We start from the raw sequence: 23,653 nt of genomic DNA on the forward strand, positions 1-23,653 counted from the left end.
CGATGACAGAGAAGGCCTCGCGCCGGGTACGTACGTTCGCATGACGCCCTCGCTCCCGGCCTCGCCGGCCGCCCGGACCGTACCCACCGCCACCTATCGGCTCCAACTCCAGCCGGATTTCCCGTTCTCGTCCGCCGAGCGGGCCGTCCCGTACCTCGCCGGGCTCGGGGTGTCGCATCTGCACCTCTCCCCCGTCCTGGAGGCCGTGCCCGGGTCGACGCACGGGTACGACGTGACCGACCACCGTGCGGTCCGGGCCGAGCTGGGCGGGGAGGCGGGGCTGCGGGCGCTCGCGGCGACCGCACGGGCGCACGGTCTGGGCCTGGTCGTGGACCTGGTCCCGAACCACATGGCGGCCTCCCCCGTGCACAACCACGCCCTGCGCGCGGTGCTCCGGGAGGGGCCGGAGTCGCCGTACGCCCGCTGGTTCGACATCGACTGGGCGGCCGGGGACGGCACGATCCTGCTGCCGGTGCTGCCCGCCCGGCTGCCGGAGGTACGGGAGCGGATGCGGGTCTCCGACGGCGAGTTGCACCTCGACGACCTGTCGTTCCCGCTCCGCCCGGGCACGGAGGGGCTGCCGCTGGCGGAGCTGCTCGACGCGCAGTGGTACCGGCTCGGCTGGTGGCGGCTCGCCCGTACGGAGCTCAACTACCGGCGTTTCTTCACCATTTCGGAGCTCATCGGGGTGCGGGTGGAGGACCCCGAGGTCTTCGACGCGACCCACGGCACCATCGTGGAGCTGGTACGGGACGGGGTGATCGAAGGGCTGCGGATCGACCACCCGGACGGACTCGCCGACCCCGAGGGGTACTTGGAGCGGCTGCGGGAGGCGACGGGCGGCCGGTGCTGGACGGTCGTGGAGAAGATCCTCACCGGAGCGGAGCCGCTGCCGCCGACCTGGCCGGTCTCGGGGACCACCGGCTACGACGCCCTGCGGCATGTGGACGGCCTCTTCGTGGACGACGTCGGCGCCGATGAACTGGCGGACTTGTACCGGGAGTTCGTGGGGCGGGCCGGGGACAGGGGCGGCTCCTGGGAGGCGACCGCGCGCCGCGCCGCGTACGAGGTCGTCACGCACGACCTCGCCGCCGAGACCGCCGCACTGACCCGGCTCGCGGAGCGGATCTGCGCGGCCGACCCGGACCTGCGCGACCACGCCGCCTGGGCGTTGCGGACGGCCGTACGGGAACTCCTCGTCCGCGTACCGGTCTACCGCTTCTACCGCACCGGCGACGAATCCGTGCTGACGCCGGAGGCGGCCCGTGGCGCGAAGGCGGCCTTCGCCGTGGAGGAGGAGGCCTCGGCGGTCGACACCGTACGCGACCTGGCGCTGGGGCGCAGCGGCGACGGCCCCGAACACCGGGCGTTCCGGGCCAGGTTCGCGCAGACCTCGTCCGCGCTGCGCGCCAAGTCCGTGGAGGACACCGCCTTCTACCGCTACACCCCGCTCCTCTCGGCGAACGAGGTGGGCGGCGACCCCGGGCGCCCGGGCATCGGGCCCGAGGAGTTCCACGCGTACTGCGAGCGGCTGGCCCGGGACTGGCCGGCGACCGGGACCGTGCTGTCCACGCACGACACCAAGCGCAGCGCGGACGTCCGCGCGGGGATCGCCGTGCTCTCCCAATGCCCTGAGGTGTGGCGGGAGTTGCTCGACGAGGTGGCGGGGGTCCACGCGCCGGACGCACATCTGGCGTGGACGGCCTGGCAGACGGCGTTCGGCTTCGGCACCCCGGACGCGGAGCGGATCGGCCCGGCGGTCCTGAAGTCCGTACGGGAGGCGGGGCTGCACACGAGCTGGACCGAGCCCGACCCGGCGTACGAGCGGGCGGTGACCGACTTCGTGGCCGCCGGGCCCGGCCGGATCCCGCTGCGGGCGGCCTCGGAGGCGGCGTTCGCCCTGGAGCCGCACATCCGGGCGCACATGCTGGGCGCGACCCTGGTCCAGCTGACGATGCCGGGGGTGCCGGAGCTGTACCAGGGGACGGAGCGGGAGTACCGGGCGCTGGTCGACCCCGACAACCGGCGGCCGTTCACGGTCGGCGAGGACGACGACAGGACGGCGCTCGTACGGGCCGCCCTCACCCTGCGACGGACGCGGCCCGAGGTATTCGCCGCACCGGACTCGTACGTCCCGCTGACGGTGACCGGGACCGCCGCACAGCACTGCCTGGCCTTCGCGCGCGGACGCGCGGGCGCCGCGCCCGAGGTGGTCGCGGCGGTCACGCGGCTGCCGCTGCGCCTGGTGGAGGCGGGCGGCTGGCAGGACACCGAGCTGGTGCTCCCGCCCGGCCGCTGGGTCGATCTCCTGGACGGGGAGAGGGAGTTCGCGGGCGGCGCGGTGAAGCCGGTCGATCTGTTCGACGCGCGTCCGGTGGCGCTGCTCAGCCGCCGGGCCTGACCAGCAGGCTCTTCGGGGCGCGGGTGATCAGGCCGGTCCGCTCGGGCCGGAAGCCGTCGGCGAGCCGGAGGCGGGGCATGGCGTCGAGGAGCGCCCGCACGGCGTACTCGGCTTCGAGCCCGGCGAGGAGGACGGCCGGGCAGGCGCCGCTGCCGTAGGTGAGCTGGCCGGGGTCGTCGCGGAGCGGGTCGTACCGGTCGGGTTCGCGGAAGCGCTCCGGGTCCCGGCAGGCGGCGCCGATCAGCAGGGCGACGGGCTCCCCCGCCGGGATCGTGCCGCCGCTGACCCGCACCTCGGCGGCGGTGCGGCGGACGGCGATCTGGACGGGCGGGTCGCGGCGCAGCGACTCGGTCCAGGCGCGGGCGAGCTGTCCGGAGGGCGCGGCGTGGAGTTCCCGCGCGTGGTCGGGGTCGGCGAGCACATTGGCGAGGAAGGAGGCGAGAGCCTTCTCCCGTACGGCGATCTGGCCGGTGCACTGGCCGGCGAGCGCGGCGGCGGCGCGGCCACGGACCAGGCGCATCATGTCCCGGTACGGCACGCCGACGGCGGCGGCGACGGTGCCGGCGGGGAGCCAGTGGCAGAAGTCGGCGACCAGGTCGGCGTGGGGCCGGTCGGCGATCCGGCGGGCGAGGACGTGCGCGGTGCGCGCGGCGACGCTGCGCAGCTCGGCCTCGTCGACGTCGACATGGCTGCGGGCGCAGGGCGGGTCGCCGGGACGGTGGCCGTGGGTGAACCGGGCGTCGGTGAGGGCGGTGGCCACGTCGGCGTACCGGCTCAGGACCCAGGCGCGCAGGAGCGGGTCGTAGGTGAGCGGGAACTCCTCGCGCAGGACGCGGTGGACGCGGTGCGGGTACCGCGTGCCGCCGGGGTCGAGGGGGCTGGGGGCCGCGGTCCGGCTGGTCGGCGGGCGCCTGTCGGTCGCCGCGGAGCCGCCGGTCGCCGCGGGCCATGCGGCGGCGGAGGGCGTGGCGGTCCGGAACCGCTCGGCGGCCGCCGCGAGCGTCGCGCGGGCGGGGGTGGGGGTCGGGGCGGCCGGGGACGGACCGCGGTCCATGGGCGGCAGATCGGCCCAGCGGTCGGGGGGCGTCCCCGGCTTCGACTCGTCGCTCATCGCGCCCCCTGGGGGTCCGGCATACGGGTGTCCCCCCACCTGACCATCGCCGGAGGCGGGGCGCAGCCGGCGTACCGCCGAACGGGTGAATCGGCCACCGCCGGAACACGGCTTGACCTCAAGCAAAGTTGAGGTTCTACGTTCTGATTACCGGCACACGGACCGGTCTTCACAGCGGCACTCACAGGGGGTTTCCGATGACGACCCAGCACCTCACCGACACCGAACTCGCCGCCCAGCCGGCCGCTTACTGGACGGGAATGGCCTACGAGGCCCTCATCGCCTTCACGCGGGCCCGGCAGGCTGAGCTCGGCTTCACCCAGCCCCAGTACTGGCTGCTGCGCAACCTCTCGAAGCACGACATCTCGGCCGACGGCGAGGGCATGACCATCCCGGATCTCCAGCGGGCGATGGCCTCCTACCTCAGGCCCGAGGACGATCTCGTGACGGAGTCACGCGCCCTCCTGGAGCGCGGCTGGCTGACCCGCGACGGAGACGACCGCCTGTGGATCACGCCCGAGGGCGACGAGGCGCGCGCCGCCTTCAAGCGGCACGCTCCGTCGATCCGCGCCCGGATCCACGAGGGGATCACGGATGCCGAGTACGTGACGACGCTCAAGGTCCTCCAGCAGATGATCCGGAACGTGGGCGGACCGACCACCGCCTGACGCGTCGGGGAGGCGCGGACTCAGACCAGGAGCTTCCGGTCGGCGGGCGAAGGCGCTTGAGCCTGAGGGGTCGTCGGCCCGTCGGCCTCCGACGGGCGGTGCGGCCACCAGGCGCGGTCTCCGAGGAGGGCGAGGGCCGAGGGGAGGATCACCGCGCGCAGCACGATCGCGTCGAAGAGGACCGCGACCGTCAGACCCACCGCCAGCTGCTTCATCTCGATGCGGTCGATGAAGAGGAAGCTCACGAAGACCGACACCATGATCACCGCCGCGCTCGTCACCACGCTCGCCGAACCCGCGATCCCGTCGACCACCGCCTCCCGGGTCGGCACGCCACGCCGTACGGCCTCGCGGATCCGGCTGACCACGAAGATCTGGTAGTCGGTGGAGAGCCCCACCAGGATCGCGAAGACCATCAGCGGCATACGGGAGCCGACGAAGCCCAGGGACTCGAAGCCCAGCAGGCTCTCCGCCCACGTCCCCTGGAAGACCAGGGTGAGCACGCCCCAGGCCACCATGACCGCGGCCAGGTTGAGGACCGTGCCGAGCGCCGCGAGGACCACCGAGCGGAACGCCGCGTACATCACCGCCAGGCTCGCCAGCGAGACGAAGAGGACCACCCACGGCAGCCGCCGCTCCTGGTGCGCCGCGTAGTCCGCGCCGTACGCGATCTCGCCCGAGACCGCCCGGTCAAGGCCCCGCGTGCCCTCGACGGCCGCGGGCAGCAGCACCGCGCGGACCCGGTCGAGGGAGCGCGCGGCCTCCGGCGAGTTCGCCGCGTACGGGACGGGCAGCGTGAGCAGGGCCGTACGCCCGTCCTCGGCGACCCGCACCACGGGCGCCGTGTCCTGCGCGAACAGCGCGTCGCCCCGGGTCGCCGCCGCCAGCTTCCGCAGCGGAGCGGCCGGGTCCTCTCCGCGTACGAGCACGAGATGCGCGGGCCCCTCCGACGGGAAGGCCGCCACGAGCCGGTCGTACGCCGCCACGGCCGGGATGCTGTCGGGGAACGTCTCCTTGCCCTCCGTACCGAGCCGCATCCCGAGCGCGGGCGCGGCCAGCGCGACCGTCGCCGCGGCCCCGGCGAGCAGCGCCACGAGCGGCCGGCGCACGACCGGCCCCAGCAGCGCCGCCCACACGCGCCCCTCGCCACCCCGGCCGGCTCGCGCGGCGCGTCGGCGCGCGCGCCGACCGCCGTCCATGCGGTGGCCCAACGTCGCGAGCAGGGCGGGCAGGACGGTCAGCGAGCCGCCGACCGCGACCAGCGTGACCAGGATCGCGCCCGTGGCGATCGACGAGAAGATCACGTCCCCGACGAGGTACAGGCCGGCGAGGGAGAGGGCGACGGCGAGCCCGGAGTCGACGACCGCGCGGCCCGAGGTCGCGGCGGCCAGTTCGACGGCGCGGGCGTGCGAGATCGTGCCGCCTGACCGCTCGCGTTCCTCGCGGGCCCGCTTGAGGTAGAAGAGCGAGTAGTCGACGCCGACCGCCATGCCCATCATGAAGATGACGCTGAGTGCCGCGCCGCCCGCGTCGGGGAAGACCCAGGAGGCGATCCCGTACAGGCCGACCGCGCCGACGAAGGCGAACAGGGCGAGGAGCACGGGGATTCCGGCGGCGAGCACCGCGCCGAAGACCACCAGGAGGATGAGGAAGGTGACCGGGAGGCTGATCATCTCGGTCCGCTGAAGTTCCTGCCCCTGCTTGTCGTTGACCGCGACGGAGACGGAGGCGCTGCCGGTCTGTTCGATCGTCAGCTCGGGGTGCGCCCGCTGGACGGCGGCCGTCTCGGCGAGGAGCGTCCCGACGTCCTTCTTCGCGGTCTCCCGGTCCCCGCGCAGCGTGACCGCGACCCGCACCGTCTCCGGGCGCCCAGCGGAGGCGACGGGCACGCCGACCGCCTCGACGGCGGGCAGCGCCGCCATCCGCCGCCGGATCTCCTCCGCGGCGGTCGTGGCACCCGCCTTGGTCTTCCCCTCGATCAGCACCTGCTCCACCGGCGGAGGCGTCAGGCCGCTCCCGGAGGCCATCGCCTCGGCCCGTCCCGCCTCACCGATCCAGAAGTCGGCGAAGGTCCCCTTGTGCGTGCCGACGGCCGCCCCCGCGCCGACGCAGAGGGCGAGCAGCAGCACCCAGCCCGCGATCGCCTTCCAGGGGTGGGTCGCACACCACTGCGCCGTTCGGACCGTGACCGGGACTTCTGTGCTTCTCATGGAGAGAAGCCTCCCGGCGGAGGCGGTACGCGGTCACTGGTGGACTCCCGCGTACGGAAGGGGGGTTACCCCCACCCTTAGGGGAAGTCACGGAATTCCCCCGGGAGTTGTTCCGGCAGGCCCCGTGAGTTGCCCCGGTGGGCCCGCCCCCGAGAGTCGCTCAGCGCACCGACAGCCTGAACGTCATCTGCCCGAAGCCGACCGCGTCCCCCACCCGGACCGCCACCGCGCCCGTGACCCGGCGGCCGTTGACCGTCGTGCCGTTCGTCGAGCCGAGGTCGCGCAGGACCCAGAGCCCGCCCTGGAGGGAGAGTTCGGCGTGCAGCCGGGAGACCGTCTCGTGGCTGAGCCGCAGCCCGTTCACGGGGTCGCGGCCGATCCGCAGCGGGTGCGGACCCGGCTCCGGCATCAGCAGCTTCGGCAGCCGCTCGGTGTGCCAGGCGCGGCCGAGCTTCGCCGTGAACGCGGACATCTTCTCCACCGCCCCGACCAGACGGCGCGTCCAGCCGGACTCGGTGCGCAGGTCGGCGGTGAGGAGGGCGAGTTCGTCCGGCTGCCGGGCGGCGAGCGCCCGCTCCATCCGGAACAGGAAGGTGTCGTGCGAGAGCCTGCCCTGCGCGGCACCCTCACGGAGGAGCTCCAGCGCGCGGTCCCGCTCGGCGTCGGAGAGCCGAGCGGGGTGCGTGGAGAACTCGAAAGGGGTGGTCACACGGTGATTGTCCGTCCGAGGGGCCCGAGGTGTCCAGAACGGGTGCGAAGGGGGCGGAAAGGCGGCCCCGCCGGCACCCCGTCGGCGGTTCCGGGGCGGCCCCGTCGGCGGTTCCGGGGCGGCCCCGTCGGCGGTTCCGGGGCGGCCCCGTCGGCGGTTCCGGGGCGGCCCCGTCGGCGGTTCCGGGGCGGCCGCATCGCCCCGTAATCCCGTACCGGCCGCGTCAAGATCGCTGGTAGCTTCTGCGGACTCGACTCCCTGGGGGATATGACGTGACCGCGTCCTCGACCGCCACGCCCGACGGCGTGATACTCCGCCCGCTCGCCGGACCGGAGGAGCTGGAGCTGTTCCAACGGCTCAGCTACGTCCTCGACCACGAACTCGAGGACGACCTCGCCACCGGCCGCCGCGTGCCGGCCTGGATGTGGGTCGCCCTGCGCGGCGACCGGGTCCTCGCCAGGATCTCCTGGTGGACCAAGAAGGCGGGCGGCGAGCCGCTCGCCCTCGACTTCTTCGACCTCGACCCCGAACTGCCCGAGGAGGAGCGCGCCGAGATCGGCCTCCGCCTCCTCGAGACGGCGACCGCCGCGGTCGTACCGGCGGGCACGGCCCGCCCCGAGTTCAACCGGTTCCTGCCGGCGGACTGGCGCGAAGTGCCGGGGACGCGGGCCGAACTGGAGGCGCTCTTCCGCGTCCTGGAGGCCTCGGGCGCGCGCCCGCTGGTCGAGCGGCTGCGCCTGGAGTGGCTCCCCGGCACCCCCGTACCGGAGGCGACGGGCCGCCTCGACTTCCGGCCGGTGCGCGACCGCGAGGACCTGGTCGCGCTGATGGCCCCGGTCCTGGAGGGCACCCTCGACGCGCACGGGCAGGCCGATCTGGCGTCCGGTCTGACGCCCCGCGAGGCGGCGGAGCAGCACTACGACGAGGAGTTCGCGCAGTACGCCTCGCCCCAGGAGTGGTGGCGGGTCGCCGAGCTGCCGGAGACCGGCGAGCCGGTCGGTTTCGTCGTGCCCGCGCGCAACAACTACAACCACACGATTGCCTACATCGGTGTGCTCCCCGCCCACCGGGGCAAGGGCTACATCGACGACATCCTCGCCGAGGGCACCCGCGTCCTCGCCGGAGAGAACGTGCCCCGCATCCGGGCGGCGACCGACCTGGGCAACGTCCCGATGGCCAGGGCCTTCGCCCGGACGGGGTACGCGACCTTCCAGCGGGCGATCGACTTCGTGTGGGACACGCCGGGCGCGGCCGGGTCCTGACTGCCAGGATGGTCGCCGTAGCCGCAGTTCCTGGCGGAAGCAGCCGTCGTTCCTGGCGGAACGGCTGTGCGCGAGGACCATCGACGAGGGGATCGGCCGGTGCTGTTCGAGGTGTGGGCCCCGCAGGCCCGTGACCGGGTGACGCTGGAGCTCAACGGCACCGGGCACCCGCTGGAGCGGGACGCCGAGCGGGCCGGCTGGTGGTCCGGCGTCGTACCGGCCGAGGACGGCGACCGGTACGGCTACTCCCTGGACGGCGGCCCCGTCCTGCCCGACCCCCGGTCCCGCCGCCAGCCGGACGGCCCCGACGGGCTGAGCGCGGTCGTGGACCACTCCGCTTACGTCTGGTTCAACGAGGCCCCGCGGCTGCGGCTGCGCGCCGCCGTCCTGTACGAGCTGCACGTCGGGACCTTCACCCCGGACGGGACCCTGGACGCGGCGGCGGAGCGGCTCGGGGAGCTGGCGGGGCTCGGCATCACCCATGTGGAGCTGATGCCGCTCTGCCCGTTCCCGGGCACCCGCGGCTGGGGGTACGACGGCGTGGCGCCGTGGGCGGTCCACGAGCCGTACGGCGGCCCTACGGCGCTCAAGCGCTTCGTCGACACGGCCCACGGGCTCGGGATGGGCGTGGTCCTGGACGTCGTCCACAACCACCTGGGCCCGTCGGGCAACCATCTGCCGTCCTTCGGCCCGTACTTCACCGACACCCACCACACGCCGTGGGGCGCCGCGATGAACCTGGACGCGCCCGGCTCGGACGAGGTCCGCCGGTATCTGCGGGACAGCGCGCTCGCCTGGCTCCAGGACTACCGGATCGACGGGCTCCGCCTGGACGCCGTGCACGCCCTGGTGGACAACCGGGCGCTGACGTTCCTGGAGGAGCTGAGCGAGGCGGTGGACGAGCTGGCGCGGGAGCAGGGCCGCCAGCACTTCCTGATCGCCGAGTCGGACCTCGCCGACCCGCGCACCACGACCCCGCGCGTCTCGGGCGGCCTCGGCCTGCACGCCCAGTGGAACGACGACTTCCACCACGCCCTGCACACGACCCTGACCGGCGAGGACCAGGGCTACTACGCCGACTTCGCGAGCGCCCCACTGGCCGCGCTCGCCAAGACCCTGACCCATGTCTTCTTCCACGACGGTACGTACTCGAGCTTCCGGGCCCGCCACCACGGGCGCCCGGTGGACCGGGTCCGTACGCCCGCGCACCGCTTCCTCGGCTACGCCCAGACGCACGACCAGATCGGCAACCGGGCGCTCGGCGACCGGCTCTCGGCGACGCTCTCCCCCGGGCTGCTCGCCTGCGCGGCGACGCTCGTCCTGACGGGGCCCTCGGTGCCGATGCTGTTCATGGGCGAGGAGTGGGGGGCGACCACGCCCTGGATGTACTTCACCGACCACACGGACGAGGAGCTCGCGGAGGCGGTACGGCGGGGCAGGCGGCGGGAGTTCGCCGAGCACGGCTGGGCGGAGGAGGACATCCCGGACCCGCAGGACCCGTCCACCCGGGACCGTTCCGTCCTGGACCGTACGGAGCGCGAGCGCGCCCCGCACAACCGGCTTGCGGCCTGGCACCGGGAGCTGATCGCGCTGCGCCGCACCCTGCCGGACCTCACCGACCCGGACCTGGCGGCGGTCCGGGTCGCCTTCGACGAGGAGGCCCGCTGGCTGGCGTTCCGGCGCGGGGTGCTGCGGGTCGCGGTCAACCTGGGCAAGGAGCCGGTGGCCATCCCGCTGGGCACCAACGGCCGCGACCGGGTCCTCGCGGCCTGGGAGCCGGTCGAGGCCCCGGGCGCCGACGGCCTGCTGCGGCTGCCGGCGGAGTGCGCGGTGGTCCTGACGGACGGGTGAGCTTCTTGCGGGCTACTCGACGATCGCCATCTCGTGCGGGGTGTTGTTGAAGCGGCGGCCGGCGCCGGTACCGTCCGGGCCGCCGTCCTCCGTGGCCGTCACGATGTCCTCGATGCGGACCCCGAAGCGGCCCGGCAGATAGACACCCGGCTCGATGGAGAAGCACATCCCCGGCACGATCGGGAGCTCCTCGCCCTCGATCATGTACGGCGGCTCGTGGGTCGTGACGCCGATGCCGTGGCCGGTGCGGTGGATGAAGTACTTGCCGTAGCCCGCGTCCGTGATCACCTTGCGGGCCGCCCGGTCGACGTCCTGGCAGGCCGCGCCGGGCCGTACGGCCTCGAAGCCGGCCTGCTGCGCCTCCCGTACGAGGTCGTGGACGCGCCGCTCCTCGTCGGTCGGTTCGCCGACGTGGACGGTACGGGTGGTGTCGGAGCCGTACCCGTGCTTGAGGCCGCCGAAGTCGAGGACGACCATGTCCCCGCGCTCGATGACCCGCTCGCCCGCCTCGTGGTGCGGGTTGGCGCCGTTGGGGCCTGAGCCGACGACGGTGAAGTCGACCTGGGAGTGGCCGAACCGCATGAGCAGCGCGGCGAGATCGGCGGCCACCTCGGTCTCCCGACGGCCCGCGAACGCGACCTTGAGGATCTCGCCGTACGCCCGGTCGGCGGCGGCGCCGGCCACCGCGATCCGCTCCAGCTCGTGGGCGTCCTTGACGGCCCGCAGCATCGGCAGCGCCTCGGTGAGGGAGACGTACGACGTGTCGGGGAGCTGCTTCTGGAGGCCGAGCAGGTGCATGGCCCAGGCGTTGTCGCTGACGCCGAACCGGCCGGTCACGTCGAGGAGCGGCGAGGTGACGGCGTACGGGTCCTTGCCGTCGGTCCAGTCCCGCAGCGTGAGCGCGGCGGCGCCGGGCGCCTTCTGAGCGTCCGGGGCCTCCAGCGTCGGCACGACGAGCACCGGGTCCTGGCCGGCGGCGAGGACGAGGACGGTGAGCCGTTCGGTGATCGCGGTCGGCTGGTAGCCGGTCAGGTAGACGAGGTCGGGGCCGGGCGCGACGAGGACGCCGGCGAGTCCGGCGTCGGCGGCGGACTCGGCGGCACGGTTCATCCGGGCGCGGTAGTCGTCGGCGGTGAAGGGCGCGGGAGCGGACTCGGCGGTACCGGTTTCGGGCGTACGGGCTTCGGACGTACGGGACTCAGGCGTACTCGGCATGGGGTCAATCCTGCCGGTCGAGCCCCTGCGGCGCGACCGGTCGGAGCGGGTCGGGGCGGGTGCGGTCAGCGGGTGTCGGGGCCGGGCCCGGGGCCCTGGGAGATGAGGCGTTCGAGCAGGTCGTGGAAGTCCTCGCCGACGACGATCCGCAGCTCTCCGCCGTCCTCGTCGTGGTCGCTGAGCTGGGTGAGCGTGCCGCCGCGCCACCAGAAGACGTACGGGCTGATGGCGCCCGGGGTGTCCTCGTACCCGGAGGCGGCGAACGAGGCCATCGCGCCGAGCGCGGGCACGATCGTCGTGTCGCGGATCGGGTGGAAGGCCAGCTGGTGCCGGAACGGCATGGCGACCAGGGCCCCGTACTCGCCGAGCGGGCGCCCGGTGACGCGCCGTACGACGGCGTCCAGGTCGAGGACGCGGCTCGCGGTGTAGAAGGAGTCGCCGAGGATGACCTCGAAGCACATGCCGTCGGCGTCCCGGACCGTCTCGTGTCCCTCGACGGGCAGCCCGCGCAGATTGGCGAGCGCGCGGTCGCGCAGGTCGTCGAGGTCGCCGAGGGGTTCGAGCGCCTCGTCGGTGAGCATCATGACGCTCTCGGGGAGGTCGAGGGCGAGGATCTCGTACAGCCCCGGCGCGACGCTGCGGGCGTAGCCGAAGGTGCCGGGGTCGATGCCCTCGCCGCTGACGACGCGGGGGTAGAGCTGGGCACGGATCTGCTCGGGCCGGAGGGTGTCGAGGGCCGAGGGGCCGTCCATGGTCCGCAGCACGAGGCTCACATGGCGGCGGATCAGCGCGGGCCAGACGCGCGGTCCGCGCCGGTCGTTGTGGCAGACGGCGGCGAGGTTGCCGAGGCCGAAGGCGCGGCCGTCGGCGTCGCGCACCAGGTCGGCGTAGACGGTGACTTCGAGGCCGAGTTCGGCGAAGGCCTCGCGGACGCGGCTGCGGAAGAGGGCGGCCTCGCGGACGGAGAAGTACGAGAACTCGGGGTCCCTGGGCGCGTCGTCACCGTCGCGCCGTGGCCCTCGTCGGAACAACCCCACGTCAGCCCCGCCTTCCCTGTCGCCCCTCGCCGTGGGACCAGCCTAGGGGGTGTCTCCGCTCAGGCGACGAGCTGTCCGGCCAACTCCGCGGCCGGGCCCCCTGGTTCGGTGCCGGTGTGGAGGAGTTCGACGCGGTGGACGAGACGCGGAGAGGTGAGGGGTACGGCGACGGCTCCCGGGACCGTGGCGGCGAGCGAGACGGGCAGCAGGGTGAGGCCGTGCCCCGCTGCGGCCAGGGCTCCGAGGAGGCGGCTGTCGCTGCCCTCGTGGCGCAGCGCGGTTCGGAAGCCCTGGCCGGCGGGGCCGCCGTGCGCGGAGCGGAGCCGGTCGAGCGGGATGCCGGCGTCGGGGGCGTCGAGCCAACGTGCGTCGACGAGGTCGGCGAGGCGCAGGCCGGGGCGCCCGGCGAGCGGATGGCCGACGGGCAGGACGACGGCGAGCGGCTCCTCGGCGACCCGGGTGGCCGTGAGCGGGGCGACGTCGGGCAGCCGCAACGGGTCGCTGGGGGCGGCCAGTCCGTCGACCAGGCCGAGGTCGGCCGCTCCGGTCGCGACGGCGGCGGGCACCTCGTCGCGGGGCAGGGTCCGCAGGGTGACGCCGACGGCGGGCAGGGCCGCGAGGGTACGGGGGTGCAGGGCGAGCGGGGAGGCCGCGAGGGTCAGCGTCTCGGGCGGCGCGGCGGCGAACCGGGCGAGGTCGGCGCGGGCGGCGTCGAGCCGGAGCAGCAGCGAACCGGCGTGTTCGAGCAGCCGCTCCCCCGCCGGGGTGGGCACGACGGGCCGCCGCCCGAGGAGCGGCAGACCGAGGTCGCCCTCCAGGGCGGCGATGTGCTGGGAGACGGCGGACTGGGTGTAGCCGAGCTCACGCGCGGCCTCGGAGAAGGAGCGGAGCCGGGCGACGGTGACGAGGGTACGGAGGTGGTGCGGGTCCATGGGGTGGTGCGGGTCCTTGGGGTGGTCGGGTCCTTGAGGTGGTCGGGCCGTCGGGGTCGTCGGGGTCGTCGGGTCCTCGGGGTGGTGCGGGGCCTTGCGGTGGTCGGATCGGGTCCTCGGGTCAGAAGTCCGGCAGATCCAGGCGGCTCAGGAAGCGCCCCGGCCACGAGTAGAGCGCGCCGCTGAAGGAGAGGTTGCGGGTGTAGGCGCCCTCCAGCAGGATCGCGAGGCCGATGTCCAGACCGTCGCAGTGGCCCTGCCCGGACCCCGAGATGCGCTCCGGGTACCGCCAGCTCGACCGCGCCATGGTGAGGACGGCTCCCTCACGCCGCAGCTCGTGCCGGTACTTGCTGCCCAGGACCTGGTAACGGTACGAACGCCCGGCGACCTCGATCCGCAGCGCCCGCCCGCGCGGGGTGACCGCCAGATGACGGCGCTTGAGCTTTCCGCTCCAGCCGTCGACGGTCAGGGTCATGTCCGCCAAGCGCGGCCGGTCACGGAACTCGACGCCGAGGAACGACATGGGCGGTATCCCCCGCCCGGACACCCAGGCGCCGACGAGATCCCGGGCGAACTCCTCCTCCGCGGGCGTCGACAGCTCGACCGTCCCGAAACCCGCCACCGTTCCGGCCCACGAGTGTGTGGAGCGCTTCCGCAGCCCTCCATGATGCGGGCCTTGGTACGGCAGCTCGAACTGGATCGGATACATGTGCGACGACTCCCCCGCGAACGTGTGCGGTCGCGAGGCTACCTGGTCAGCGCGGGACGACGTCATAAGCGTTCGCGATCGGGAGTGCAGGAATCATCGTTGGACGTGAACGAGCCCGTCCGACCAGCATGGTCGGCATGAACCAGGCATCGACCACCACCAGGCACACCCCCCGCGTCGCCCTCGTCGGCGACCGCTCCCCGCACGTGAAGTCCCATGTCCGCATCCCCACTCTCTTCGACGCGCTGGCCGAGCGCGACGGCCTCGTCCTCGACGCGTACTGGATCCCGACCGCCGACGCGGAGGCGCCGGGCGCGGTGAAGGGCTTCGACGCCGTGTGGGTGCTGCCGGGGAGCCCGTACGAGAGCGAGGAGGGCGCGCTGGCCGCGATCCGTACCGCCCGCGAGGACGGCATCCCCTTCCTCGGCACCTGCGGCGGCTTCCAACACGCGCTGCTGGAATTCGCCCGCGACGTCTGCGGCCTGACCGCCGCCGCGCACGCCGAGAACGACCCGGCGGCGGCCGACGACGACCTGCTGATCGCGCCGCTCGCCTGTTCGCTGGTCGGCCACGAGGGGGCGGTGCGGGTCACGCCGGGCTCGCTCGCGGAGTCGGTCCTCGGCGCCGAGCGGACGACGGAGCGGTACCACTGCTCCTACGGCCCCGACACCCGCCACCTGGACACGCTGCGGGCGCACGGACTGCGGTTCACGGGCGAGGACGAGGGCGGGCAGGTCCGGATCGCGGAACTGCCGGGCCACCCCTTCTTCCTGACCACGCTCTTCCAGCCGGAACTCGCGGGCGACGGCTCACGCCCGCACCCGATCGTCCGGGCCCTGGCCCAAGCGGCGACGGACCACGCCGGCCGGTCGCGCTAGCTCATGCTCACGACGAGGTGGGCACGGTCCCTGCCCCGGGCGACGAGCCGGGCGTTGGACTCGTCGGAGTCGCGGACCCACCGCTCGGCGTGGGCGCGGTCCTTGCCGAAGCGGACGTGGCGTTCGACGAGCCGGGGCACCCGGCGGTTGTCGTCGAGCTCCAGGAACCACGCCTCGTCGAGCAGCGGCAGGACCCCGGCCCACGGACCCTCGTCGTGGAGCAGGTAGTTCCCCTCGGTGACGACGAGCGGGACCTCCGGCGCGACGGGCACCGCCCCGGCGACGGGCTCCTCCAGGGCGCGGTCGAACGCGGGGGCGTAGACGGTGGTCCCCGGCTCGGGGGCACGGAGCCGGGCGAGCAGGGCGGTGTACCCGGCGGCGTCGAAGGTGTCCGGCGCCCCCTTGCGCCCGGCGCGCCCGAGCCTCTCCAGCTCGGCCTGGGCCAGGTGGAAGCCGTCCATCGGCACGAGGACGGCGAGGCCGTCGAGCCGGGCGACGAGCCGCGCCGCGAGGGTGGACTTCCCCGCCCCGGGCGCCCCGGCGAGCCCGAGGATCCGCCGCCGACCGGGGACGGCGAGGAGCCGGCCGCGGTCGGTGAGCTCGGCGAGCAGCTGGGCGTCCATGCGGTGCATTGTCGCACCGCGTGGCGCCCGACCGGTCATACGTATAACCTCGTGGTATGTCCTTCATCGCTCTCGTCACTCTCGTCGTCCGTGACTACGACGAGGCCGTCGCCTTCTACACCGACGCCCTCGGCTTCGACCTCGTCGAGGACACCGACCGCGGCGACGGCACCCGCTGGGTCGTCGTCCGCCCGCCGGGCGGCCCCTCCGGCACGGCCCTGGTCCTGGCCCGGGCGAAGAACCCGGCGGAGGAGTCCGCCGTCGGCGCCCAGACGGGCGGCCGGGTCGGCTTCTTCCTCCACACCGACGACTTCACCCGCGACCACACCCGAATGACCACGGCAGGCGTCCACTTCCTGGAGACCCCCCGCCACGAGCCGTACGGCACGGTCGCCGTCTTCGAAGACCTCTACGGCAACCGCTGGGACCTGCTGGAGCCGAAGGGCTGAACGGCGCTGCCTTGCGGGGCCTCAGGTGTGCGCTCGCTCAGGGCCTGTCCGGCGGATCAGGGTCGGACAGGCCCTGGCGGTCACTTACATGACCTCGCGCGACACGCTTGCGATCCCAGCCAGCACACTGACGTGAACCGGCCCTTCGGCTCGGAACCAGATCAACGCCGGGAGCGAGGACGAACGGATCAGTTCGAGATCCAGCCCTTCAGGCCAGGGTGAATCGCTCGGCTCCAGAAGGGTGGCCGTCACCTGATCCAGCGGCGCGGCACCAGGCCCCGGAGGCCGCTCGATCGAGCAGAAGTAGACGTCACGAAAAGCGAGCGTCACATCCGGCTTCCCGGGCCCCCAACGGAGCCCCATCTCCAGCGCATCGACGTCGTCGATGCGCTCCAGCGAGAGGCGGTCCAAGAAGTACCCCTGGCAGCCTGGCGCGGCTTCGAGAACCTTCTGAAGTGAACTCACCGGATCACCTTCTCTCCCGTCGAACGCTCGTGTCGACGCCCGCCACTCCCCCGTCCCCGTCGGGACGGTCAGCGCCTCCCCCGGCGTAGCCAGCCCTGGGCCTTGCTTATGTCGGTCACCGGTGCGGGCCGGCCGTCGGTCGGCCGGCGGCTGTGGGGCTGGAGGTGCTTCAGCCGTCCCCGCCACGGGCCGTCGGCCATCTCCATGTGCACGATGACCGGGCCCTCCGGCAGCGGAACGGTCTCCCGGCGCTTGCCGATCTCGTTGACCACGTTCTCGTAACTGGGCAGCGTCGAGGGGTCGTCGTGGCCCTCCAGTTCGTAGAGGTGGACGATGAGGTTGTCGTCGCCCCGGTAGTGCAGGGCCAGATCGGCCGTGCCGCCCGTGTGGAGGAAGACGTCGGGGCCGCGGTTCTCCATCTCTTGCTCCGTCAGGCGCGTTGCCGCGGCCAGCGGCAGGACCTGGAACTGCCAGGGGCCCTCCGCCCTCAGCTTGAGGCGCAGTCGACCGCTTCCGGGGACCTGGACGAGCGTGCGGCCCCGGAAGTTCTCCTCGGTGCTGTTGACGAGGTTGTCCCCCTCCTTGTTCAGCCGGTTGAGGGTCCAGAGGCCCGTGTATCCGTCTCCCCGTATCTCGAGTTCGACCACGACCGGCCCCGGCGGAAGGCCGTCCACCGTGAGGACTTCATTGTCCCGGCCGCTCTGCGTGTACGGCGGGAACACCGCACCGAACGTCCAGTCCGGCACTCCGCCCGGCGGCGCGGCCGGAACCACCACCGTGGGCGCGGGCCCGGGCCCGGGAGCCTGGAAAGCCGGTGCCGGTGCGGCCGGTACGCCGTACCCCGGCGCCGGTGCAGGTGCGGCCGGCACGCCGTACCCCGGCGCCGGTGCCTGGTACGGAACCTGCGCCGGTGGCGGCGCCTGGAAAGCCGGGACCGGAGCCGGAGTCGCAGGCGGCGCCTGGAAAGCCGGAGTCGGAGTCTGGAGCGGAGCCGCCGTCGGGCCCTGAACCGGCCCCGGCCCCGGCCCCGCGCCCCCCGTCCCCGGCTCCTCCGCCACGTCCACCCCGTAGTCGCTCGCCAGGCCCGCCAAGCCGTTCAGCCAACCCTGGCCCACCGCGCGGAACTTCCAGCCCCCCGCCTTCCGGTACAGCTCCGCGAGGACCATCGCCGTCTCGCCGCCCGCGTCCGTCACGTCGTACCCCGCCACCGACGTGCCGTCCGGCGCGAACGCCTCCGCGGACAGGCCCCGCGCGTCCCGCAGCGCGCCGTTCTCCGTCGAGGCGACCACAAGGACCCGGGCGATGTCCCCCTCGATCGCCGTGAGGCCCGCCTCCAGCCAGACCGTGCCCTGGTCGTCCCCCAACAGGCGCACCGCGCCCGAGGGATGGACCGGTGCCCCGTGGAACACGATGTCCGCGTCCCCCCGGACCCGGCCCGTCTCCGTCAGCAGCAGCGCCGCGACGTCCACCCCGCCCCGCACCGCGATCCGCAGCGGCACCGTCGGTACGAAGGCATTGCTCCCCTTGATCATTTTCCCCTCCCCAAAATGGATCACTCCTGGATCTTGCGGCCATCCGGGCCCTCGCGACAAGGCCTGTGGAAAACCCCTCGGGCGCCCGGAAGTCGGTGTGCCAGGATGCCCGGGCCATGGATTTCATACGACATATTCGATCCGCCGCGCCGACCACCGCCGTCTCCGCCGGATTCCTCGCCGTGCTCATCGGCGTCACCAGCTCCGTGGCCGTCGTCTTCACGGCCGCCAAAGCCGCGGGGGCCACCTCCGCCGAGCTCACCTCGTGGGTCTTCGCCCTCGGCATCGGGATGGGGGTCACCTGCATCGGCCTCTCGCTGCGCTACCGCGCCCCCGTGGTGACGGCCTGGTCGACGCCCGGCGCCGCGCTCCTCGCCACCGGCCTTCAGGGGGTGACGATGGCTCAGGCGGTCGGGGCGTTCCTGCTGTCCGCCGTGCTCATCGTCATCAGCGGGGTCACCGGCTGGTTCGAACGGATCATGAACCGGATCCCGGTCCCGCTCGCGTCGGCGCTGCTCGCCGGTGTCCTGCTCCAGTTCGGCACCGAACTCTTCACGCAGATGGAGCGGAACGGCGTCATCGCGGTCCCCATGTTCCTGGCGTACCTCGTCGGCCGGCGCTGGTTCCCGCGGTACGCGGTCGTCGCGGCGCTCGCCGTCGGTGTCGCCGCGACGGCGTGGCAGGGCTCGTGGAAGCTGGACGGCTTCGAGCTCACGCTCGCCGAACCGGCCTTCGTACGCCCCGAGTTCGACTGGCAGGTCCTGATCGGCGTCGGCCTGCCGCTCTTCGCCGTGACCATGGCCTCGCAGAACCTGCCCGGGGTGGCCGTGCTCCGCAACGCCGGTTACTCCACCCCGATCTCACCCCTCCTGACCTGGACCGGCACGGTCAACACCGTGCTCGCGCCCTTCGGTTGCTTCGGCCTGAACCTGGCCGCCATCACCGCCGCCATCTGCAGTGGCGAGGCGGCCCACCCCGACCCCAGGAAGCGGTACATCGCCGGTGTCTGGACGGGTGTCTTCTATCTGCTGGTCGGCCTCTTCGGCGGAACGGTCGGCTGGCTGCTGACGGCGATGCCGCCGGCCCTCGTTCTGGGCATCGCGGGCATCGGGCTGCTCGGCACGATCGGCGGCTCCCTCACCTCGGCCCTCCGCGACGACCGCCTGCGCGAACCGGCCGTGGTCACCCTGCTCGCGACCGCGTCCGGCTTCACGCTCTTCGGCATCGGCTCGACCTTCTGGGGCCTGCTTGCGGGCGTCCTGACCCTCGCGGTCGGCGACTTCGCCCGGCGGCGCGGGGGCCGCTCCGACGCGCAGCCGCGGAGCGCCGCCGCCGAGACCGAGGCGGCGAAGAGCCGCTGAACCGCTGGGCGTCAGACCGAGCGCGCCAGCGCCGCCGCCCTGGCCAGGTGCTCACCCTTGAGCACCTGCCAGCCGCTCGCACTCGCGCCCGCGGAGCCGCCGAGGACGACGAACTCGCTCGTCCTCGCCCGCTCGCCGATCCGGTCGGTCAGCATGACGGTCCTCATCGCCCGGTAGCAGCCGGAGGCTTCGAGCTCGGCGATGTCGTACCCGGCCGTGCAGAGGACCAGGGCCTTCTCGGCCACCGTGCGGCGCGGACCGGTGACTCCCCGGGCGAACCCCACCGTCCACACGCGGTCGAACCAGCCCTTGAGCCGGGCCGGGCAGTCCGCCCACCACACCGGGTAGACGAACACCCACGTGTCGGCGGCGGCGAGCCTGGCGTGCTCGGCGGCGACGTCCTCGGGAACGGGCACGTCGGCGTCGTACCCGGACTCGCGCTCGTACTCGGCCCGCGTGAGCTCCGCGCGGAAGTCCATCGCGTAGAGGTCCGACACCGTGTACGGCCGACCGGCGTCGGCAAGGCCGCCGAGGAACGCGTCGAGCACCTCGCGCGTGAAGCTCCGCTCACTGGGGTGCGCGTACACGACGTGTACGGGGCCGGTCACGCGTCCGCCTCGAGCTCGAGCTCAGGTCGTCTGCGCAAGCCCGGCGAGGCATGCGGCTCCGTCAGGAGTCGCTCTGCGGGGTGCGACGTCATGCGCCACACCCTGGCAGTGCCCCGCCGGGACCTCCAACGAATAAAGGAGCGGCCGGTCAGCCCTCGTCCGGCGTCAGGCGCAGCGAGATGCTGTTGATGCAGTACCGCTGGTCCGTCGGGGTCGGGTAGCCCTCGCCCTCGAAGACGTGGCCCAGGTGCGAGCCGCAGCGCGCGCAGCGGACTTCGGTGCGCGTCATCCCGTGCGAGCGGTCCTCGATCAGCTCGACCGCCTCGCTCTCCTTCGGGTCGTAGAAGGACGGCCAGCCGCAGTGCGACTCGAACTTCTCCGTCGACGTGAACAGCTCGGAGCCGCACGCCCGGCAGGAGTAGACGCCCTTCGTCTTCGTGTCCGTGTACTCACCCCGGAACGCGGGCTCGGTGCCCGCCTGGCGCAGGACCTGGTACTCCTGCGGGGTCAGCTCCGCGCGCCACTGCTCGTCCGGCTTCTCGACCTCGTACGACGCCATCACATGCTCCTCAGCTCGACAGGCGGGCGAGGATCTCCGGACCGAGGTCCGTGACGTCGCCCGCGCCCATCGTCAGAACGAGATCACCCGGCCTGGCCATTCCCGCCACGACGTCCGGGACCGTGCCCTTGTCGTGGACCGCCGTCACGTCCGCGCCGGCCGCGCGGGCCGCCGCGATGATCAGCTCGCTGGTGATGCCCGGGATCGGGTCCTCGCGGGCCGGGTAGATGTCCAGGACCACGGAGGCGTCGGCGAGGCCCAGGGCGTCGCCCATCTCCTTGCCGAGCTCCTGCGTGCGGGAGAAGAGGTGGGGCTGGAAGACCACCAGGAGGCGCGCGGCCCCGGCGGCGCCGCGCATGGCCTCCAGGTCGGCGGTCATCTCGGTGGGGTGGTGCGCGTACGAGTCGATGACCTGCACACCGGCGGCCTCGCCCTTGAGCTGGAGGCGGCGGCCGACTCCGGTGTACGCGGTGAGGGCCTGGGCCAGCTCCGCCGGGTCGATGCCCACGCGGGAGCCGGCGGCGAGGGCCGCGGCCGCGTTGTGCGCGTAGTGACGGCCGGGGACGGAGACGGTGAAGGTGTGCTCGACGCCGTCGAGGAGGACGACGACCTCGCTGGTCATGCCCTTCGGGGTGATCGAGAGGATCCGGGCGTCGGAGTCCGCGGACTCGCCGACGGTGAGGATCCGGAGGTCCTGCCGGCCCGCGACGCGGCGCGCCAGCTCGCGCGCGCCCGCGTGCTCGCCGACGACGAGGGTGCCGCCGGGGCGGATCTTGGCGCTGAAGGCCTCGAAGGACTCGTAGATCTCGTCCATGGAGGCGTAGTTCGCGTGGTGGTCCAGCTCGACGTTGAGAACGATCGCGACCTCGGGGTCGTACTTCTGGAAGCTCCGGTCGCTCTCGTCCGCCTCGGCCACGAAGACCTGACCGTCGCCGTGGCGGGCGTTGGTGCCCGGGCCCGCGAGGTCGCCGCCGATGGCGTACGAGGGGTCGAGACCGAGCTCGGTGAGCGCGACGGCCAGCATCGACGTGGTCGTGGTCTTGCCGTGCGTACCGGCGACGGCGATTGCGCGCAGGCCGTCCATGAGGGAGGCGAGCGCGTCGGAGCGGTGGACGACCGGGATGCCCAGCTCGGCGGCGCGGGCCAGCTCGGGGTTGTCGGCGCGGATGGCGCTGGAGACGACGACGGCGGAGGCGTCGTCCGCGAGGTGGCCGGCGGCGTGCCCGATGTGCACCGTGACCCCGAGCGCGCGCAGTGCCTCGGCGGTCGCGGACTCCTTCGCGTCGCTGCCGGCCACCTTCGCTCCGCGCTGGGCGAGGATCTTCGCGATGCCCGACATTCCGGCACCGCCGATGCCGATGAAGTGCGGCCGTTCCATGGCGGTAGGGATGGCGGGTGCCATGAGTGTTCTCCCCGGGGGACGACGTACAGGAGGTCCCCAGCCTAGTGGCTCCCTGTGACAGCCCCTGGCTGACGGCCCCCGGGGCGCGCCCGCGCCCTACGCGGCGGCCGCCCCGCGCGGGGCGGGGCGGCCACGGCACGCCTCCTACCCCTCCGCGTTCTCCGCCTCGCTGTGCGCGAACAGCTTCAGGACCGGTACGCCGACCTTGTGACGGGCCCGTGACGCCCAGTCGCGGTGGAAGAACTCCTCCACATAGTGCGGGGCCGTCAGCACGATGACCTCGTCCGCCTCGGACTCCTCGACCACGGACTTCATCTTGTCCAGGGGGTGGTCCTCGACCACCTGTCCGACCGCCTCGCAGCCGGCGTTCCGCAGCCCCTGGAGGGAGTACTCCAGGGCCTGCTCGGCGGGGACACGGGCCGCCTTGCCCTCCGGCTCCTCACCCTCGCGGGTCGCTTCCTTCAGTTCGCCCATGGCGACGTCGTCGATGGCGCGCAGCAGTACATCGGCCTGGTCACCACGGGGCTGCATCAGAACGATGAAGGACACTTCCTCGTCGCCGTGCAGGGTGGTGACGAATTCCACGTCGACGGACGTGAGGGGCTTCTCGATCATCAGAACGCTTGTGAACACCTCAGGAGCCCTTCTGCGGAAACCATCCTTCCCCGTGCCCGCACGGGGTCTACGGGGGTAAGTGTGCCCAGCGGAAGCTAACCGGAACGACAAATTCCGCCGATTGTCAGATCCGACGGTAGCGGGTGAAAAGGAACCCGGCCTCTTCCAGCACGGACGCCACGTGGAACCGCCGCGGGACGGCCACGGACGGGCCTCCGGCGATGCGCTGCGCACTGCCCGCCGTCATGGTCGGCGAGACCGTCAGGCACATCTCGTCGAGGACCCCGGCCGCCACGAACTGGCCCAGGAGCCGGGGGCCGCCCTCGGTCAGCTGGCGCCGGAGCCCCCGCTCGGCGAGCGCCGCCACCGCGCGGCCCGGCTCGACGCCGGTCCCGTCGCCCGCGATCACCACCTCCGCCCCGGCCGCCCGGGCCTCGGCGACGCGGTCGGCGGGCGCCCCGGCGCCGGTCAGGACGAGGGTCGGGACCAGGGGCTCGGTGAAGAGCGGCAGCGTGAAGTCGAGGTCAAGGGAGGCGCTGACCACGGCGATCACCGGCGCGACCCCCTGCCCGGCGGCCGCCCGGCGGGCCGCGAAGGCCTCACGCGCGCGTGCCGGGCGATACCCCTCCTGGCGCACGGTCTGCGCGCCGACGACGATCACGTCGGCGAGGCCGCGCAGGGTGCCGAAGATCCGCATGTCGCTGTCGGAGGAGAGCGGCTGGGACCGGCCGTCGTGCTGCCCGGCGCCGTCGAGCGAGGAGACCATGTTGGCGCGCAGCCAGCTCTCGCCGGGGGCGAGGTCCGGGTACGCGTAGGCATCGGCGAGCTCGTCGAGGGACCACTCCCGGTCACGGAGAGCGTCCGGGCCGATGGCCTCCGTGCCGACGGCAGTGCGGCCGCCGTCGCGGCCCGCGGCGTCAGGCCCGGACCCCTCCTTGCCCAAGACGTCGACCGCCGTCGGGGCCGTCGTGGCTGTCATGTCCGTCACAGGGAACAGGCGTCGCATCCTCGCAGTCTGACACGGCGCTTAGAGTGGGGAACTGTGTCGACCCGTGC

The 23,653-nt window shown here is 73.4% G+C and carries 22 protein-coding genes; 7 read left to right on the forward strand and 15 right to left on the reverse strand.

Annotated elements, in window-relative coordinates:
• Positions 1–40 precede the first annotated feature (40 nt).
• On the forward strand, positions 41–2,401 hold the full coding sequence (gene treY, locus ACWCO8_RS03040; protein ID WP_451030635.1) for a malto-oligosyltrehalose synthase: 2,361 nt from the start codon (positions 41–43) through the stop codon (positions 2,399–2,401).
• On the opposite strand, the gene ACWCO8_RS03045 is transcribed toward treY, so the two are convergent.
• On the reverse strand, positions 2,385–3,512 hold the full coding sequence (locus ACWCO8_RS03045) for a cytochrome P450 (protein WP_451030636.1): 1,128 nt from the start codon (positions 3,510–3,512) through the stop codon (positions 2,385–2,387). The two genes, treY and ACWCO8_RS03045, sit on opposite strands and share 17 nt — an antisense overlap.
• Positions 3,513–3,709: 197 nt before the next feature.
• Between ACWCO8_RS03045 and ACWCO8_RS03050 the strand changes: the two genes are divergently transcribed.
• Positions 3,710–4,180: a MarR family winged helix-turn-helix transcriptional regulator gene (locus ACWCO8_RS03050; protein ID WP_451030637.1), complete on the forward strand. Its 471-nt coding sequence runs from the start codon at positions 3,710–3,712 to the stop codon at positions 4,178–4,180.
• A gap of 20 nt (positions 4,181–4,200) precedes the next feature.
• Here the strand turns inward: ACWCO8_RS03050 and ACWCO8_RS03055 are convergent, their stop codons facing one another.
• Both ACWCO8_RS03055 and ACWCO8_RS03060 read right to left on the reverse strand, forming a co-directional pair.
• Entirely contained in the window at positions 4,201–6,390 is a 2,190-nt protein-coding gene (locus ACWCO8_RS03055) for an MMPL family transporter (protein WP_451030638.1), read from the reverse strand.
• Positions 6,391–6,550: 160 nt separating this feature from the next.
• Entirely contained in the window at positions 6,551–7,099 is a 549-nt protein-coding gene (locus tag ACWCO8_RS03060) for an FHA domain-containing protein (protein ID WP_451030639.1), read from the reverse strand.
• Positions 7,100–7,371: 272 nt separating this feature from the next.
• Here ACWCO8_RS03060 and ACWCO8_RS03065 point away from each other — a divergent pair, with 272 nt between their 5' ends.
• On the forward strand, positions 7,372–8,361 hold the full coding sequence (locus ACWCO8_RS03065; RefSeq protein ID WP_451030640.1) for a GNAT family N-acetyltransferase: 990 nt from the start codon (positions 7,372–7,374) through the stop codon (positions 8,359–8,361).
• Positions 8,362–8,460: 99 nt separating this feature from the next.
• Positions 8,461–10,212: a malto-oligosyltrehalose trehalohydrolase gene (gene treZ / locus ACWCO8_RS03070; RefSeq protein ID WP_451030641.1), complete on the forward strand. Its 1,752-nt coding sequence runs from the start codon at positions 8,461–8,463 to the stop codon at positions 10,210–10,212.
• Positions 10,213–10,224: 12 nt separating this feature from the next.
• Here the strand turns inward: treZ and ACWCO8_RS03075 are convergent, their stop codons facing one another.
• From ACWCO8_RS03075 to ACWCO8_RS03090, 4 genes are all read right to left on the reverse strand, one after another.
• Entirely contained in the window at positions 10,225–11,322 is a 1,098-nt protein-coding gene (locus tag ACWCO8_RS03075; protein ID WP_451030885.1) for an aminopeptidase P family protein, read from the reverse strand.
• 170 nt (positions 11,323–11,492) lie between these two features.
• The gene (locus ACWCO8_RS03080) at positions 11,493–12,464 is read right to left on the reverse strand and encodes a hypothetical protein (protein ID WP_362014413.1); all 972 of its coding nucleotides are present in this window, start codon (positions 12,462–12,464) and stop codon (positions 11,493–11,495) included.
• Positions 12,465–12,523: 59 nt separating this feature from the next.
• Positions 12,524–13,396, reverse strand: coding sequence for a LysR family transcriptional regulator (locus ACWCO8_RS03085; RefSeq protein WP_451030642.1), 873 nt, complete (start codon positions 13,394–13,396; stop codon positions 12,524–12,526).
• A 121-nt stretch (positions 13,397–13,517) separates the two neighbouring features.
• Positions 13,518–14,105, reverse strand: a complete 588-nt coding sequence (locus ACWCO8_RS03090; protein WP_451030643.1) for a hypothetical protein — start codon at positions 14,103–14,105, stop codon at positions 13,518–13,520.
• A gap of 128 nt (positions 14,106–14,233) precedes the next feature.
• On the opposite strand from ACWCO8_RS03090, the gene ACWCO8_RS03095 reads away from it, so the two are divergent.
• Positions 14,234–14,983 (forward strand): CTP synthase C-terminal region-related (seleno)protein, encoded by a 750-nt coding sequence (locus tag ACWCO8_RS03095; protein WP_451030644.1) that lies wholly within the window; start codon positions 14,234–14,236, stop codon positions 14,981–14,983.
• On the opposite strand, the gene ACWCO8_RS03100 is transcribed toward ACWCO8_RS03095, so the two are convergent.
• On the reverse strand, positions 14,980–15,615 hold the full coding sequence (locus ACWCO8_RS03100) for a nucleoside/nucleotide kinase family protein (RefSeq protein ID WP_451030645.1): 636 nt from the start codon (positions 15,613–15,615) through the stop codon (positions 14,980–14,982). The genes ACWCO8_RS03095 and ACWCO8_RS03100 overlap by 4 nt on opposite strands.
• A 47-nt stretch (positions 15,616–15,662) precedes the next feature.
• Here ACWCO8_RS03100 and ACWCO8_RS03105 point away from each other — a divergent pair, with 47 nt between their 5' ends.
• Positions 15,663–16,055 (forward strand): VOC family protein, encoded by a 393-nt coding sequence (locus ACWCO8_RS03105; RefSeq protein ID WP_451030646.1) that lies wholly within the window; start codon positions 15,663–15,665, stop codon positions 16,053–16,055.
• A gap of 84 nt (positions 16,056–16,139) precedes the next feature.
• Here the strand turns inward: ACWCO8_RS03105 and ACWCO8_RS03110 are convergent, their stop codons facing one another.
• Together ACWCO8_RS03110 and ACWCO8_RS03115 are read right to left on the reverse strand one after the other, a co-directional pair.
• Positions 16,140–16,520, reverse strand: coding sequence for a hypothetical protein (locus ACWCO8_RS03110; protein ID WP_451030647.1), 381 nt, complete (start codon positions 16,518–16,520; stop codon positions 16,140–16,142).
• Between the two features lie 68 nt (positions 16,521–16,588).
• Positions 16,589–18,052 (reverse strand): TerD family protein, encoded by a 1,464-nt coding sequence (locus ACWCO8_RS03115; RefSeq protein ID WP_451030648.1) that lies wholly within the window; start codon positions 18,050–18,052, stop codon positions 16,589–16,591.
• A gap of 116 nt (positions 18,053–18,168) precedes the next feature.
• On the opposite strand from ACWCO8_RS03115, the gene ACWCO8_RS03120 reads away from it, so the two are divergent.
• The gene (locus ACWCO8_RS03120) at positions 18,169–19,413 is read left to right on the forward strand and encodes a benzoate/H(+) symporter BenE family transporter (protein ID WP_451030649.1); all 1,245 of its coding nucleotides are present in this window, start codon (positions 18,169–18,171) and stop codon (positions 19,411–19,413) included.
• Between the two features lie 11 nt (positions 19,414–19,424).
• On the opposite strand, the gene ACWCO8_RS03125 is transcribed toward ACWCO8_RS03120, so the two are convergent.
• From ACWCO8_RS03125 to ACWCO8_RS03145, 5 genes are all read right to left on the reverse strand, one after another.
• Positions 19,425–20,021: an NAD(P)H-dependent oxidoreductase gene (locus ACWCO8_RS03125; protein ID WP_451030650.1), complete on the reverse strand. Its 597-nt coding sequence runs from the start codon at positions 20,019–20,021 to the stop codon at positions 19,425–19,427.
• A gap of 148 nt (positions 20,022–20,169) precedes the next feature.
• Positions 20,170–20,580 (reverse strand): peptide-methionine (R)-S-oxide reductase MsrB, encoded by a 411-nt coding sequence (msrB, locus tag ACWCO8_RS03130; RefSeq protein ID WP_362014425.1) that lies wholly within the window; start codon positions 20,578–20,580, stop codon positions 20,170–20,172.
• Positions 20,581–20,590: 10 nt separating this feature from the next.
• Entirely contained in the window at positions 20,591–21,982 is a 1,392-nt protein-coding gene (gene murC / locus ACWCO8_RS03135) for a UDP-N-acetylmuramate--L-alanine ligase (protein WP_362014427.1), read from the reverse strand.
• A gap of 144 nt (positions 21,983–22,126) precedes the next feature.
• Positions 22,127–22,615 carry an indole-3-glycerol phosphate synthase gene (locus ACWCO8_RS03140; RefSeq protein ID WP_362014429.1) on the reverse strand — a complete coding sequence of 163 codons (489 nt, stop codon included), beginning with the start codon at positions 22,613–22,615 and terminating at the stop codon, positions 22,127–22,129.
• Between the two features lie 106 nt (positions 22,616–22,721).
• On the reverse strand, positions 22,722–23,603 hold the full coding sequence (locus tag ACWCO8_RS03145) for a pyrimidine reductase family protein (protein ID WP_451030651.1): 882 nt from the start codon (positions 23,601–23,603) through the stop codon (positions 22,722–22,724).
• Positions 23,604–23,653: the final 50 nt, after the last annotated feature.

The organism is Streptomyces sp. NPDC001927, assembly GCF_053594455.1.

What these genes read in the sequence shown, in the direction of transcription:
- ACWCO8_RS03105 (WP_451030646.1), top strand. Translation starts at nt 15,663, where the DNA reads ATGTCCTTCATCGCTCTCGTCACTCTCGTCGTCCGTGACTACGACGAG.
- ACWCO8_RS03050 (WP_451030637.1), top strand. Translation starts at nt 3,710, where the DNA reads ATGACGACCCAGCACCTCACCGACACCGAACTCGCCGCCCAGCCGGCC.
- ACWCO8_RS03115 (WP_451030648.1), bottom strand. Translation starts at nt 18,052, where the DNA reads ATGATCAAGGGGAGCAATGCCTTCGTACCGACGGTGCCGCTGCGGATC.
- ACWCO8_RS03045 (WP_451030636.1), bottom strand. Translation starts at nt 3,512, where the DNA reads ATGAGCGACGAGTCGAAGCCGGGGACGCCCCCCGACCGCTGGGCCGAT.
- ACWCO8_RS03095 (WP_451030644.1), top strand. Translation starts at nt 14,234, where the DNA reads ATGGTCGGCATGAACCAGGCATCGACCACCACCAGGCACACCCCCCGC.
- msrB (WP_362014425.1), bottom strand. Translation starts at nt 20,580, where the DNA reads ATGGCGTCGTACGAGGTCGAGAAGCCGGACGAGCAGTGGCGCGCGGAG.
- ACWCO8_RS03085 (WP_451030642.1), bottom strand. Translation starts at nt 13,396, where the DNA reads ATGGACCCGCACCACCTCCGTACCCTCGTCACCGTCGCCCGGCTCCGC.
- ACWCO8_RS03100 (WP_451030645.1), bottom strand. Translation starts at nt 15,615, where the DNA reads ATGCACCGCATGGACGCCCAGCTGCTCGCCGAGCTCACCGACCGCGGC.
- murC (WP_362014427.1), bottom strand. Translation starts at nt 21,982, where the DNA reads ATGGCACCCGCCATCCCTACCGCCATGGAACGGCCGCACTTCATCGGC.
- ACWCO8_RS03090 (WP_451030643.1), bottom strand. Translation starts at nt 14,105, where the DNA reads ATGTATCCGATCCAGTTCGAGCTGCCGTACCAAGGCCCGCATCATGGA.
- ACWCO8_RS03075 (WP_451030885.1), bottom strand. Translation starts at nt 11,322, where the DNA reads ATGAACCGTGCCGCCGAGTCCGCCGCCGACGCCGGACTCGCCGGCGTC.
- ACWCO8_RS03145 (WP_451030651.1), bottom strand. Translation starts at nt 23,603, where the DNA reads ATGCGACGCCTGTTCCCTGTGACGGACATGACAGCCACGACGGCCCCG.
- treY (WP_451030635.1), top strand. Translation starts at nt 41, where the DNA reads ATGACGCCCTCGCTCCCGGCCTCGCCGGCCGCCCGGACCGTACCCACC.
- ACWCO8_RS03120 (WP_451030649.1), top strand. Translation starts at nt 18,169, where the DNA reads ATGGATTTCATACGACATATTCGATCCGCCGCGCCGACCACCGCCGTC.
- ACWCO8_RS03055 (WP_451030638.1), bottom strand. Translation starts at nt 6,390, where the DNA reads ATGAGAAGCACAGAAGTCCCGGTCACGGTCCGAACGGCGCAGTGGTGT.